The organism is Kitasatospora sp. NPDC127116 (assembly GCF_042677365.1).
Classification (GTDB): domain Bacteria; phylum Actinomycetota; class Actinomycetes; order Streptomycetales; family Streptomycetaceae; genus Kitasatospora; species Kitasatospora lactacystinica.
This window is the reverse complement of sequence record NZ_JBHXTL010000051.1, coordinates 44,879-59,410: the sequence shown is the minus strand read 5'-3', so window position 1 is coordinate 59,410 and position 14,532 is coordinate 44,879. Positions and strand designations below refer to the sequence as shown.

5 protein-coding genes are annotated in these 14,532 nt (G+C 72.9%); 3 read left to right on the top strand and 2 right to left on the bottom strand.

What is annotated here, in order from left to right:
- Positions 1-10: 10 nt before the first annotated feature.
- The 3 genes from ACFVHV_RS21305 to ACFVHV_RS21295 are packed head-to-tail and all read left to right on the top strand — an operon-like array spanning position 11 to position 13,001.
- Positions 11-9,589, top strand: coding sequence for an SDR family NAD(P)-dependent oxidoreductase (locus ACFVHV_RS21305; protein ID WP_380352708.1), 9,579 nt, complete (start codon positions 11-13; stop codon positions 9,587-9,589).
- Positions 9,586-11,838, top strand: coding sequence for a cytochrome P450 (locus ACFVHV_RS21300; RefSeq protein ID WP_380352706.1), 2,253 nt, complete (start codon positions 9,586-9,588; stop codon positions 11,836-11,838). The genes ACFVHV_RS21305 and ACFVHV_RS21300 overlap by 4 nt, the downstream gene beginning before the upstream one ends.
- Positions 11,838-13,001 carry a macrolide family glycosyltransferase gene (locus ACFVHV_RS21295; protein ID WP_380352705.1) on the top strand — a complete coding sequence of 388 codons (1,164 nt, stop codon included), beginning with the start codon at positions 11,838-11,840 and terminating at the stop codon, positions 12,999-13,001. Before ACFVHV_RS21300 ends, ACFVHV_RS21295 begins: the two co-directional genes overlap by 1 nt.
- 108 nt (positions 13,002-13,109) lie before the next feature.
- Here ACFVHV_RS21295 and ACFVHV_RS21290 read toward each other — a convergent pair whose 3' ends face one another.
- Positions 13,110-13,568: a S26 family signal peptidase gene (locus tag ACFVHV_RS21290; RefSeq protein WP_359897216.1), complete on the bottom strand. Its 459-nt coding sequence runs from the start codon at positions 13,566-13,568 to the stop codon at positions 13,110-13,112.
- Between the two features lie 68 nt (positions 13,569-13,636).
- On the bottom strand, positions 13,637-14,458 hold the full coding sequence (locus ACFVHV_RS21285; RefSeq protein WP_359897218.1) for a hypothetical protein: 822 nt from the start codon (positions 14,456-14,458) through the stop codon (positions 13,637-13,639).
- Positions 14,459-14,532 lie beyond the last annotated feature (74 nt).

The following is a 14,532-nucleotide window of genomic DNA, read 5'->3' as shown; positions in this document are numbered from 1 at the left end:
CGCCGCGAAGGTGGTCGCCCTGCGCACCAGGGCCCTGGTCGCCCTGGCCGGCCAGGGCGGGATGGTGTCGGTCGGCCTCGGGCATGAGCGGGCCGCCGGGTTCGTGGCCAGCTGGGACGGCCGGCTGACGGTGGCGGTGGTCAATGCCCCCGGTTCGGTCGTCGTATCGGGCGACCTGGACGCGCTGGACGAACTGCTGGCGGCCTGCGAGGCCGACGGCATCCGCGCCCGCCGCCTGCCCGTCGACTACGCCGCCCACTCCGTCCAGGTCGAGGCGATCCGCGAGCAACTGCTCACCGACCTGGCCGGCGTCACACCGCGCCCGGCGACGATCCCGTTCTACTCCACGGTCACCGGCGAGGAGATCGACACCTCCGCCCTCGACGCCGATTACTGGTACCGCAACCTCCGTGAACCCGTGCTGTTCGACCGGACCACCCGGCTGCTGCTCGCCTCGGGCAGCGACCCCGTCTTCGTCGAGATCAGCCCGCACCCGGTGCTCACGCCCGCGCTGGAGGAGCACGAGGCGGGGGTGGTGACCGGGACACTGCGCCGTGACCACGGCACCCCGGCCGAGTTCCTGGCCGCCGCGGCGAGGCTGTTCGTCGCGGGTGTGCCGGTGCGGTGGCCGTTCCCCGAAGGGGAGCCGGTGGCGCTGCCCACCTACCCCTTCCAGCGGACGCGGTTCTGGCTCGCCGGAGGCGCGGGAGACGTGTCCGCGGCCGGGCTCGACCCGGTGGACCATCCGCTGCTCGGCGCCGCTGTCGAGGTGGGCGAGCAGCGGGTCCTGACGGGTCGGCTCTCCTTGGCCACCCACCCCTGGCTCGCGGATCACTCCGTCCTGGGGACGGTGCTGCTGCCCGCGACGGCGTTCGTGGAACTGGTGGTGCACGCGGCCGGGGCGGCAGTGGAGGAACTGGTCCTGGAGGCGCCGCTGATCTTGCCCGCGGACGGCGCGGTGGACGTGCAGGTCGTCGTGGGCGAGCCGGACGGGACCGGCCGCCGCACGGTCGACGTCCGGTCCCGTACGGACGGTTGGGTGCGGCACGCCACCGGTACGGTGAGCGCGGAACCCGTGGCCGGGCAGGAGCTGACGCAGTGGCCGCCGGCCGGCGCGGAACCGGTCACCGGGCTCTACGACACGCTCGCCGCGGCGGGCTACGAGTACGGGCCGGCCTTCCAGGCCGTGCAGGCGGTGTGGCGCCGCGGCAAGGAGGTGTTCGCCGAGGTCACCGTGCCGGACGGGGCCCGGTTCTCCGTCCATCCGGCCCTGCTGGACGCCGCCCTGCAACCGCTGGCACTGCTGTCCGGCACGGAAGGCGAGGTGCGGCTGCCGTTCTCGCTGGGCGGGATCGCGGTCCACCGCACCGGCGTGACCTCCGCGCGCGTGCGGCTGACGGTGGTGCGCCCCGGCACGTACGCCGTCCACCTGGCGGACCGGTCCGGCGAGCCCGTGGCGACCATCGAGGCGCTGACCACCCGTCCGATGGCCGAACGCGGCCCGCTGTACGCCCTCGACTGGATTCCGCTGACCCCCGGCGAGGGCGCGCTCGGCGACGCCGTCGTCTCGCCCGGCTCGGTCGCCGAGGCGCTGACGGCCGTCCAGGACTTCCTGGCCGGGCCCGGCGAACGGCTCGTGGTGCGCACGCGGGGCGCGGTCGCCGCCGTTCCCGGTGACGTGGTGAGCGACCCGGAAGCCTCGGCCGTCTGGGGCCTGGTCCGGTCCGCGCAGTCCGAGCACCCCGGCCGGTTCCTGCTCGTGGACGCCGACGAGCTGCCCGACGGCCTGTCGGTCGGCGACGAGGACCAGGTGGCGGTGCGCGGCGGGGCCGTCTACGTGCCCCGGCTGGTGCGCTCCGCGCCGTCGGAGTTCGACGGACGGCTGACGCAGGCGGGCACGGGCAGCCTGGACGACCTCGCGTTCCTGCCGTACGAGCAGGCCCCGCCCGGGCCCCGGGAGGTGCGCGTCGCCGTGCGGGCGGCCGGCCTGAACCTCCGGGACGTGCTGATCGCCCTCGGTGTCTACCCGGACCCGGCGCTGCTCGGCAGCGAGGGCGCGGGCGTCGTCACCGAGGTCGGCGCCGAGGTCACCGGGCTGCGGCCGGGTGACCGGGTCGCCGGGCTGCTGCCCGGCGCGTTCGGCCGGGTGGCCGTCGCCGACCACAGGGTGCTGGTGCGCATCCCCGACGAGTGGACGTTCACCCAGGCCGCCACTGTGCCGATCGCGTTCCTGACCGCGTGGTACGGCCTGCGCGACCTGGGCGGGCTGAAGGCCGGTGACCGGGTGCTGATCCACGCCGGGGCCGGCGGCGTCGGCATGGCGGCGGTCCAGCTCGCGCGGCTCTGGGGCGCGGACGTCCACGCGACCGCCGGCCCGGGCAAGTGGGACGCGCTGCGCGCCCTGGGGCTGGACGAGGACCACATCGCCTCGTCCCGGACCCTGGAGTTCGCCGACCGGTTCGGACCCTTCGACGTGGTGCTGAACTCGCTGTCCGGTGAGTTCCTGGACGCCTCCCTGCGGCTGCTCGCGCCCGGCGGGCGGTTCGTGGAGATGGGCAAGGCCGACATCCGGCCCGGCGTGCTGGCCTTCGACCTGGCCGACGCGGGCCCGGAGCGGCTGGGGGAGATCCTGGCCGAGGCCGTCCGGCTGCTCGGCGCGGGCGAGTTGCGTCTGCCACCACTCACCACCTGGGACGTCCGCCGCGCGCGGGACGCCTTCCGGTTCATGAGCCGGGCGGCTCATGTCGGGAAGATCGTCCTCACTGTTCCCGCGGATCTCGATGCGGCGGGTACGGTGCTGATCACCGGTGGTACGGGGACGCTGGGGGGCCGTGTGGCCCGGCATCTGGTGGTCGAGCGGGGTGTGCGGCATCTGGTGCTGGTCAGCCGCAGTGGTGGCGGGGCGGTGTTGCGGGAGGAGCTGGCCGGGCTGGGCGCGGAGGTGACCGTGGCGGCCTGCGACGTGGCGGACCGGGACGCGCTGGCGGCCGTACTGGACTCGATCCCGGCGGCGCACCCGCTGACCGCGGTCGTCCACGCCTCCGGTGTGCTGGACGACGCCGTGGTCGAGTCCCTGACCCCAGAGCGTCTCGCCGCGGTCTGGGAGCCCAAGGCGCGGGCGGCGTGGAACCTGCACGAACTCACCCGGGGACGGGACCTGACGGCGTTCGTCCTCTTCTCCTCGGCGGCCGGGACGCTCGGCAGCCCCGGGCAGGCCAACTACGCCGCTGCGAACGCCTACCTCGACGGCCTGGCCGCGTACCGGCGCGCCCAGGGCCTGCCGGCGGTGTCGCTGGCCTGGGGCCACTGGGCGGAGGCCAGCGGGCTGACCGGGCGGATGTCCGAGGCCGACGGTGAACGCCTCGCCCGCGCGGGGCTGCTGCCGATGGCGACCGACTACGGACTCGGGCTGTTCGACGGAGGCCTGGACACCGCGGAACCGGCGGTGGTCGCGGCCCGACTCAAGGTGTCCGCACTGGGCGACCGGCCGGTGCTGCGCGCGCTGGCACGCGCCCGCAGACCGGTGCGGACCACCGGACTGGCGGGCGAACTGGGAGCGCTCCCCGAGGCCCGGCAACGCGAGATCCTGCTCGACCTGGTCAGGACCCACGCCTCGGCCGTGCTGGGCCGCAGCGACAGCGCGGCCGTCAGCGCCGACCGGGCCTTCAAGGACCTCGGCTTCGACTCGCTGACCGGCGTGGAACTGCGCAACCGGCTGTCCACGGCGGTCGGGACCAGGCTGTCGGCGACGATGGTCTTCGACCACCCGACCCCGGCCCGGCTGGCCGAATACCTGCGGGAGGTGGTCCTCGGCCAGGAGCGCGGGACGGTCGCGCCCGTGCCGGTCGGGGGTCCGGTGCCGGGTGATCCGGTGGTCGTGGTCGGGCTGGGGGCCCGGTACCCGGGTGGGGTCGGGTCGGCCCAGGACTTGTGGGGCCTGGTGTCGGGTGGCGTGGACGCGGTGGGTGAGTTCCCGTCGGACCGTGGCTGGGACGTGGGTCGTCTCTACGATCCGGCCGGTGCTCCGGGGACGTCCTGCACCAGGTCGGGTGGCTTCCTCGGGGACGCGGGTGGCTTCGACGCCGCGTTCTTCGGGATCTCGCCGCGCGAGGCGTTGGCGATGGACCCGCAGCAGCGGGTGCTGCTGGAGACGGTGTGGGAGACGTTCGAGGACGCGGGGATCGATCCGACGTCGCTGCGGGGCAGCCAGACAGGCGTGTTCACCGGCATCTGGGCATCCGGCTACGCGGGCGGAGTGGACCAGATCTCGCGGGACACGGACGGCTACGTGGCCACCGGCACGGCGACGAGTGTGACCTCGGGACGGGTGTCGTACCTGCTGGGGCTGGAGGGTCCCGCGGTGTCGGTGGACACGGCCTGCTCGTCCTCGTTGGTGGCGATCCATCTGGCGGCGCAGGCGCTGCGCTCGGGCGAGTGCTCGCTGGCCCTGGCCGGCGGTGTCACGATCATGGCGACCCCCGCCGCCTTCATCGACTTCTCGCGGCAGCGGGGGCTCGCGGCCGACGGCCGGGTGAAGGCGTTCGCCGAGGCCGCTGATGGTACGGCGTGGGGTGAGGGTGCCGGCTTGGTGCTGCTGGAACGTCTGTCCGACGCCCGTCGTAACGGTCACCGGGTGCTGGCGGTCGTCGCGGGAAGCGCGGTGAATCAGGACGGGGCGTCGAACGGGTTGACCGCGCCGAACGGTCCGTCGCAGGAACGCGTCATCCGCCAGGCGTTGGCGAATGCCGGGCTGGAGCCGTCCGAGGTGGACGCGGTGGAGGCCCACGGCACCGGCACCACCCTCGGTGATCCCATCGAGGCCCAGGCGCTGCTGGCGACCTACGGCCGGGACCGGGACGAGCCGTTGTGGCTGGGGTCGGTGAAGTCCAACATCGGGCACACCCAGGCCGCCGCCGGTGTGGCGGGTGTGATCAAGATGATCATGGCGATGCGGCACGGTGAGCTGCCGCCGACGCTGCACGTCGACGAGCCGAGTTCCCATGTCGACTGGTCGGCGGGTCAGGTCTCCCTGCTGACCGAGGCCCGGCCGTGGCCGGAGGCGGGCCGTCCCCGCCGTGCCGGCGTGTCGGCGTTCGGGATCAGCGGGACGAACGCGCACGTGATCCTGGAGGCCCCGGCCCCGGAGCCGGCTGCCCACGATCCCGCTTCCGCGCCCGCCCCTGCGGCCGTCGGGCCGGTGCCGTGGCTGCTGTCGGCCAAGTCCGAGCAGTCGCTCCGGGCCCAGGCCCGCAGGCTGCAGACGTACGCGGCCAAGGCCCCCGACGAGGACGGGATCGCCGCCGCGCTCGCCGTGCGGACCCGGTTCGCCCACCGGGCCGTGGTGACCGGACCGGAGGCACTGGCGGCCCTGCTGCGCGGGGAGGTGCATTCCGGTCTGGTGACCGGTGAGGCCCGCGACTCCGGCCGGTCGGCGTTCGTTTTCTCCGGTCAGGGTGGTCAGTGGGCGGGGATGGGGCAGGAGTTGTACCGGGAGTTCCCGGTGTTCGCGGGGGCCTTGGACGAGGTCTGCGACCTGCTGGGGCTGTCGGTGGAGGTGCTGTTCGAGGACGCGGAAGGGGTGCTGGGGGAGACGCGGTTCACCCAGTGTGCGGTGTTCGCGCTGGAGGTGGCGCTGTTCCGGCTGGTGGAGTGGCTGGGTGTGCGGCCGGACTTCGTGGTCGGGCATTCCGTCGGTGAGGTGGCGGCGGCCCATGCGGCCGGTGTGCTGGGCCTGGAGGACGCGTGCGCCCTGGTGGGTGCGCGGGGCCGGTTGATGCAGGGGTTGCCCGGTGGTGGGGCGATGGTGTCGCTCCAGGCGTCGCCGGAGGAGGTGGCGGGGTCGCTGGTGCCGGGGGCCGAGGTGGCGGCGGTCAACGCGCCGGACGCGGTCGTGGTGTCCGGGGACGAGGCGGCTGTGATGGCGGTTGCCGAGGTGTGGCGGGGTCGTGGGCGTCGGGTGAAGCGTCTGGAGGTCAGTCACGCGTTCCATTCGGCGCGGATGGATCCGGTGCTGGAGGAACTCGGTGAGGTGGTCGCGGGCCTGTCGTTCGGTGAGCCGGTGATTCCGGTGGTTTCCACGGTGACCGGGCGTCCGGCCGAGATGGGTGTTCCGGGCTACTGGGTGCGTCAGGTGCGGGAGCCGGTGCGGTTCGCCGACGCGATGGAGTGGCTGACGGGCCAGGGTGTGACGGGGTTCGTGGAGGTGGGTCCGCATCCGCTGCTGGTGGGGACCGGGTTGATGCGCCGTGGTGGTGATTCTCCGGAGCGGTTGTTCGCGGGGCTGGGGCGGTTGTGGGCGGACGGCGCGGTGCGCTGGACGCCGCCGGTGACCACGACCGCGACCACGACGGCGGGGACGTCGGACGTGCGCGTGCCTTCGTACGCTTTCCAGCACCAGCACTACTGGCTCCGGCCCACCACCCCGTCGGAGGGCCTCGACACGCCCGACCACCCGCTGCTGCGGTCCCTGGTGAAGCTCCCCGACGGGCAGGGCGTGGTGCTGACCGGGAAACTCTCCGCGTCCGTCCACCCGTGGCTGGCCGAGCACACCGTGCTCGGTTCGACGCTGCTGCCCGCGATGGCGTTCGTGGACATGGCCGTCCACGCCGGTGAGCACACGGCCAGCCCCGTACTGTCCGAGCTGGTCCTGGAGGCGCCGCTCGTGCTGTCCGAGCGCGACGGGGTGCACGTGCAGGTCACCGTCGGCGCGCCCGACGACACCGGACGCCGGCCCGTCACCGTCCACTCCCGCACCTCCGCCGAGCCCGACGAGTGGACCCGCCACGCGACCGGCGTGCTCGGTCCGCCGGCGGACCGGGCGGACCGGGCGGCACAGGCCGACCGGACGGCCGCGCCCGGGGCGGACGAGGGCGAGGCCGCGCCGATCGACATCGGCTCGCTCTACGACCGGCTCGCCGACGCCGGCTACGACTACGGGCCGACCTTCCAGGGGCTCACCGGCATCCGGCGGCACGGCGAGGACCTGCACGCCGAGGCGAGCTTCCCGGCGGACCCCGCTCAGCTCACCGGTTACCGCGTCCACCCCGCGCTCCTGGACGCCGCCATCCAGCCGCTGACCCTGCTCGCCGGCCTCGCGGCCGAGGACGGCGGAGCCGGCGGCAGCCCGGCGCGGCTGCCCTTCTCGTTCTCCGGTGTGTCTGTCACCGGGTCGGCCGCGACGGTCCGCGTGGTGCTGCACCCGACCGGGCCGGACACCTGCGCGGTGCGGATCACCGACACCGCCGGGACGCCGGTCGTGAGCATCGACGAGATCGTCCTGCGGCCCGTCGAAGCGGCGGGTCACGGGGCCGGGCGCCGGCCGAACACGCTGTTCGCCGTGGACTGGACCCCGATGGCGGCACCGGACGGCCCGGACACCGAGGCGGTCCTCCACGAGGTCGTCGGCGAGGGCGAACCGGTCGCGGCCGCCCACGCGGTGACCCGGGAACTGCTCGGCAGGGTCCGGGAGTTCCTGGCCACCGACACGCCGGCCCGGCTCGTGGTCCTCACCGGCGACGACCTCGCGTCGGCCGCAGCCCGCGGCTTCCTGCGCAGCGCGCACAGCGAGAACCCCGGGCGGATCCTGACCGTCCGGCACGACGGCACGGCCGCCTCACGACGGGCGATCCCCGCCGCGGTGCGCGCCGCCGTGAGCGACGGCGAGCCCGAGATCCGGTTGCGCGACGGAACCGCCCTCGTGCCGAGGCTGGTGAGGGCCGCCCCGACCGGGCCGGTCGAGCCCCTGGACGGCGCGCCCCTGGACGGCACCGTGCTGATCACCGGCGGCACCGGCACCCTCGGCGTCCTGGTCGCCCGGCACCTGGTCGCGCGGCACGGCGCCCCGCACGTGGTGCTCGCCGGCCGCCGCGGCGTCGAGCCGCCCGGGCTCCGGCAGGAGCTGGGCGCCGCCCTCACCGTGGTCGCCTGCGACGCCGGTGACCGCGGGGCACTGAGGGACCTCGTCGCCTCGATCCCCGACCTGCGGGCCGTCGTGCACGCCGCCGGGGTCGTCGACGACGCCGTGGTGGGATCGATGACACCGGAGCAGATCGACACGGTGCTGCGCTCGAAGGCCGATGCCGGGTGGTACCTGCACGAGGCCACCGAGCACCTGGACCTGCGGGCGTTCGTGCTGTTCTCCTCGGCGTCCGGCGTGTTCGGCGCCCCCGGGCAGGCCAACTACGCCGCCGCGAACGCGTTCCTCGACGCGCTCGCCGAGCACCGGCACGCGCGCGGTCTGCCGGTCACCTCCCTGGCCTGGGGCCAGTGGGCCGAGTCCAGCGGCATCACCAGGGCCCTGACCGGGGCCGGCCACCGCCGGCTGGCGAGGACCGGGATGCTGCCGCTGGCCACCGAGCAGGCCCTCGACCTGTTCGACACGGCCCTGGCCGGCGAACGCCCGGTGCTGGTGCCGGTCCGCCTCGACCTCGCGGCGATCGACACCCCGCCCGCGTTGCTGCGCGGACTCGCCCGGCCGCGGCGCGCGCCGGCCCCGGCGGCCGGCCCCGGCGACCTGCGGGCCGGGCTCGAAGCCCTGCCCGAGCCCGAGCAGCGCGCCCTGCTGCTCGACCTGGTCGTCACGCACAGCGCGAGCATCCTCGGGACGGCCCCCGCCGGGATCGACGACCCGCGCCAGCTGTTCCGCGACCACGGCGTCGACTCGCTGACCGCCATCGAGCTGCGCAACCGGCTCAACGCGGCCACCGGGCTCCGGCTCCCGGCGACCCTCGTCTTCGACTTCCCGACGCCCGAACAGCTCGTCAACCACCTCTACGGGCAGCTGTGCTCGCCGGAGAACCGGGTCGCCGGGCCGATGGAGCGCCTGCTGCGCAAGGCCGTCGACGTCGGCCGCGCGCAGGACGGCCTCGACCTGCTGGCCACGGCGTCCCGGCTGAGCCCGGCCACCGACGCGCCCAAGGCCGAGGCGGTCGGCCTCGCGACCGGCTTCCTCCAGCCGTCGCTGGTCTGCCTGCCGTCCGCGCTGGCGTCCGGCGGCATCGAGGAGTACGGGCGGTTCGCCGCGGCGCTGGAGGCCGCCCGCGACGTCACGGCGGTCACCCTGCCGGGCTTCGCCGGCGACCCGCTGCCCGCGGACGCCGACGTCCTGGTACAGGCACTCGCCGAGGCCGCGTCGACCGTCGCCGCGCCGGTGCTGGTCGGCCGTTCGGTGGGCGCGTGGCTGGCGCTGGCGACCGCCGGGGAACTGGAACGGCGGGGGGCCCGGCCCAGCGCCGTGGTGCTCATCGACGGCTACCCCGACGACCTGCCGGGTGTGCTCACCGGCATGCTCGACGCCGGCCACCAGGTCCAGCCGGTCGACGACGACCGGCTGGTGGCCATGGGCCGCTACCTCGATCTGGCCGGCGCCCCGGAGCCCGTCACCGCGCCGGTGCTGCTGGTGGGCACCGGGAAGCGCTCGTGGCCCCGGCTGTCCACCACCGTTCAGGAAGTACTCACCGTCCCGGGCGACCACTTCACCGTACTGGAGGAGCACTCCGCGGCCACGGCGCTGGCCATCAGCACCTGGCTCCTCGACTTCAGCGGATACGGAGCCGGGTTGTCCGCACTCAGGGGAAAGGACCACGCATGATCTGGGACAACGTCTACATCGGCGGAACGGGGCGGTATCTGCCGCCCCGCACGCCCGCGACACAGGCCGTGCCGGACACCGAGACCATGCGGCGGCTGCTCGCGCTGTCGGACTTCGTGTCGTTCACCCGCTCCGACGACGTCACCGAGCACGCGATGGCCGTGCACGCGGCGATCGGAGCCCTGCGCGAGTCCGGCCTCAGCGGCGCCGACATCTCCATGGCCGCCTACGCCCAGATGGACCACCAGGACCACATGGCGTCCTCCTGCCACCTGCAGCGCGTCCTCGGCCTCGGCCACGCCCTCGTCTACGAGGTCGAGGCGACCAGCAACGGCGGCTCGGCCGCGCTGCAGTCCGCCGCCGCGCACCTGGTGGCCGACCCGGCCGCGACCGCGACCCTGGTCACGGCCACCGCCCGGTTCCTGCCGCCGCGGTGGGAACGCTGGCAGCCCACCATCGGGATCTTCCTGGCCGACGGTGCGGTCGCGGCCGTGCTCAACCGAGAGGGCGGCCGGGCGCGGCTGGTCGCGACCGCCAACAGCTCCGCGACCCAGATGGAGGTCCTCGCCACCCCGACGATCCCGGACCCCGAGGGCCACCGCAACCGTACGCCGATCGAGGTCACCGGCCTGGCCCCGTATCTGACGCTGATGAGCGGGGCACTGGTCACCGCGGTCGAGCAGGCCGCCGAGGAGGCCGGCGTCCGCGTCTCCGACATCACCAGGTTCGTCGTCACCGGTCTGGGCCTGGCCCAACTGGAGGTCGTCGTGCTGGAGCCGCTCGGCATCGACCTGGGCCGCACCACCTGGCCGATGCTGCGCGAGCTCGGCCACGTCGGGCCGTGCGACCAACTGCTCGGCATCGACCACCTGCTGCACGACGAGACCCTCGAACCCGGCGACACCATCATGTCGATCGGCCTCGGCATGGGCTCGCGGTTCACCGCGTCCCTGCTGGAGGTCACCGAGCCGCCCAAGCCCCGTACGACCACCACCTTCACCGAGCCGGTGCGCGCGCAGGCCCCGCCCGCCGGCGCGTACGTCATCGACCCCTCGGGCGGCGACATCTTCGGCGAGGCCGCCGCCCTGCGCGAGCGCGGCCCGGCCACGCCCGTCGAACTGCCCGGTGGCGTGTCGGCCTGGGCCGTCACCGGGCACGACCTGGCGAAGAAGCTGCTGCTCGACCCGAGGGTCTCCAAGGACGCGAACAGGCACTGGCCCATGTGGCGCGACGGCGACATCCCGCCGGACTGGCCGCTGATCATGTGGGTCGCGATGCAGAACATGTTCACCGCCTACGGGGCCGACCACACCAGGCTGCGCAGCCTGGTCGCCAAGGCGTTCACCCCGCGCCGCATCGAAGCGATGCGCCCGCGCGTCGAGGAGATCACGGCCGGCCTGATCGCCGACCTGGCCGCGGTGCCGCCGGGGCAGACGGTCGACCTGCGCGCACGGTTCGCGTTCCCGCTGCCGATCCAGGTCATCACCGAACTGTTCGGGGTGACCGCGCGGACGGGCGCGGACCTGCGGCGGCTGGTGGACGCGGTGTTCAGCCTCGACGCGGACCCGGCGGGCGTGCAGGCCGCCTCCGGCGAGCTGTACATGCTGCTCAAGGAGCTCGTGGCCGCCAAACGGCGCGACCCCGGCGACGACATGACCACCGACCTGATCGCCGCGCAGGAGGCGGACGGCACACGGCTGTCCGAGCGGGAACTGCTGGACACCCTGCTGCTGACCATCTCCGCCGGCTTCGAGACGACGGTCAACCTGCTCGACCACGCCGTCCACGCGCTGGCCACGCGCCCGTCCCAGCTCGCCCTGGTCCGGTCCGGGACCAGCACGTGGGAGGACGTGGTGGACGAAACCCTGCGCTGGCAGGCGCCGGTGCCGAACCTGCCGCTGCGGTACGCCGTGGAGGACATCTCCGTGGACGGTGTGCTGATCCGCAAGGGCGAGGCGATCCTGCTGTCCTACGGCGCGGCCGGCCGCGACCCGGCGCAGCACGGGGCCGACGCGGAGGACTTCTCCGTCACCCGGCCGTCGCGGGCCGATCACCTCACCTTCGGGCACGGCGTGCACTACTGCCTCGGCAGCCCCCTGGCGAAGCTGGAGGCGACGACGGCGCTGTCCGCGCTGTTCTCCCGCTTCCCCCGGCTGCGGCTGGCCGTCCCGTCGTCCGAACTCGAGCCGCTGGGTTCCTTCTTCACCAACGGGCACAAGACTCTGCCGGTCATCCTGGAGGAGAGCTGATGGCCCACTTCGCCTTCGTGAGCGCGCCCGCGTCCGGGCATGTGAACCCGACCCTGCCGCTGGTCGAAGAGCTGGTCCGGCGCGGTCACCGGGTCAGCTACGCCACGGGACCGGCCACCATGGACGCCGCCGTCGCCGCCGGGGCGTCGCCGGTGACCCTGCCCTCGCAGCTGCCGCCCGACATGGCGGCGCGGGGCGAGTTCACGGCGGAACAGCTCGCCGTGACGCTGGAGTACTACCTCGACGACGCGCGTGCCTCCTTCCCCGTCCTGGCCGGGCACTTCTCGGCCGACCCGCCGGACGCGGTGTGCTACGACTCGGTGACCTTCACCGGGAGGATGCTGGCGAACCTGCTCGGGGTGCGGGAGATCTCCCTGGTGCCGACCTTCGCGGAGAACGAGTCCTTCTCGGCGGCGCAGGTGTACCTGCCGGCCGACTTCGACCACACCGACCCCCGGCTGGTGGCCGCGATTCAGGACATGGGGAAGTTCGCGCAGGGCCACACCTTCCTCGAGGACCCGAACCTGATGTTCGGCCACGTGCCCCCGACGAGCCTGGTGTTCATCCCCCGCGAGTTCCAGATGTCGGGGGACACCTTCGACGAGCGCTTCCACTTCGTCGGGCCGTCGCTGAGCAGCCGGCAGACCGCTCAGGAGTGGAGCCCCCGGTCGCAGGCCCCGGTGCTGCTGATATCGCTGGGAACCGTCTTCAACGACCGGCCCGAGTTCTACCGGACCTGCGTCGAGGCGTTCGGGGACACCGACTGGCAGGTCGTCATGGCGGTGGGCGGGCTGGACCAGGAGTCGCTGGGCCCGATCCCGGCGAACGTCGAAGTGCACGCGCACGTGCCGCAGGTGGCGGTGCTGCGACACACCGAGGTGTTCCTGAGCCACGCCGGGATGAACTCGGCGATGGAGTCCCTCCACCACGGGGTGCCCTTCGTGGCGGTGCCGCAGATCCCGGAACAGCGCGCGATCGCCCGGCGGGCGGAGGAGCTGCGGGTCGGCAGGACGCTCGCCGAGCCGACCGTGCAGGGCCTCCGCGACGCCGTCCAGGAGGTCCGGTCCTGCCGCCCCCGGGCGGCGGCCCTGAGCCGGGTCGTGCGCGGGGCGGGCGGCGCGTCAAAGGGGGCGGACGTCCTGGAGCAGCTGCTGACGCGGTAGCGGCCGGACTCCACCGGGCCGTGCGCACCCGCACCCCGCCCGGTGGAGTCCGTTCCCGCGTACCTTCTCGTACGGTCTCGTACGGTCTCGTACGGCGAACTTCGGCTGTCACCGGACCACCCGCAATCGACGTGGCGGCCATACGACGAGAACAGCCCGGCCTGTTACCTGCCGCGAACTGATGCACCCGTATTCTCGTGAGTCCCGTGAAACCCTTCGGTTGTCTCCCAGTACGAAAATTCCGTCCAGGGGTACGTCGATCCGCGTCCCGTTGTCGATCGAGCCGTCTGCCCGGGCGCTGCCGCCGACAAGAACGCTGTCCCCACCTGTGGCGGCGACTCGCTTGACCACCCTGCGCCCGTCGGTACCGGAGGTGAAGACGACAACCTGGCCGCGAGCGGGACAGTGCCGTGTCAGTACCGGCCTCCGGACGACCAGGAGACGGTCGTCGACAATCAGTGTCGGCGCCATGGACTCCGTTGCTATCCGAACGAAATAGGTCAGCGAAGTCACGGCAATGACTGCCAGCGCCAATCCGGTCAGGTATATGATCTCGGCAGGGTGCACTGGTCGTTCCCCCAGCCGGCCGCCGGAAGGCCTGCCCCGCGATTCCTCGGCGGGGCAGGCGTGGAATTTCAACGGCCAAGTTTTAGCTTGAAGTCGGGGATGGCGAGATGTTGATCTCCGATGCTGAGGACAGCCGAGGCCCGCCTCGCCTGGTACTTGATGTCCCCCAGAAGTACATAGCCGCTTTCTCGCGCCGAGAACGGGGCCGGGAGAAGGCCCTCGTCGAATCCCTCGGAAGTGACGATATCCAGCTCGACGTACGAGGCCGGCTCGGAGATGAACCGGGTCAGCTCCAGGGGGAACCACACGGTATCGGTTCTGAACGAGTAGTGAACACTGCCGCCAGGTGCGAAGTTGACAAACTCCGACGAGTCTTCCCGCGCGCTGTGGAAATATGAGCGAAGGAACAGGTCCTGACGCCCGCCGTTGTGGACGATCACGGCGCGCTGGAGCACCAGGCTGCAGGCCACGAATGATCCCGGATCAGAGACGCTCGGATGGTCCACCAGCGCCATGAAGATGGTGTTGCCGTTCTTGAGGTAGCTGTCGTAGACGCTCAGGACTTCGGGCTCCATCTCGATTCCGTGGCGTCCCTGCCAACGCACCAGCTCGTCGGGAGTCCACGCAGTGCAGGCGTTGAACACCTCGGACGTGCGAAGGTTCTTCAAGTACTTCTCGGGGTAGTCCGACGGAATCCCCGGCCCGGTGGCCTGCTCGACCCGCTCGAAGATGTCGCCGTTCGCCACCCTCACCCGTGCCTCTTCGGGGGCGGGCCCCGACCACGTGACGACGAGTCCGCCGTCGAAGTACATGGGTGCGTCACCGCACTTGAGATCGGCATAGGCAGGTCGCGAAAGGCGGACCATGAGGCCTATCAGGACAACTGCCATGCACGTCATGACAACAATAAGCATGAGGCTCTCCCGTCTGTCACAATCTCTTGCTTTGGGGAGCTTAAGAATCA

Coding starts and splice junctions, on each gene's coding strand:
- ACFVHV_RS21300 (WP_380352706.1), top strand. CDS start 9,586: ATGATCTGGGACAACGTCTACATCGGCGGAACGGGGCGGTATCTGCCG.
- ACFVHV_RS21295 (WP_380352705.1), top strand. CDS start 11,838: ATGGCCCACTTCGCCTTCGTGAGCGCGCCCGCGTCCGGGCATGTGAAC.
- ACFVHV_RS21285 (WP_359897218.1), bottom strand. CDS start 14,458: ATGGCAGTTGTCCTGATAGGCCTCATGGTCCGCCTTTCGCGACCTGCC.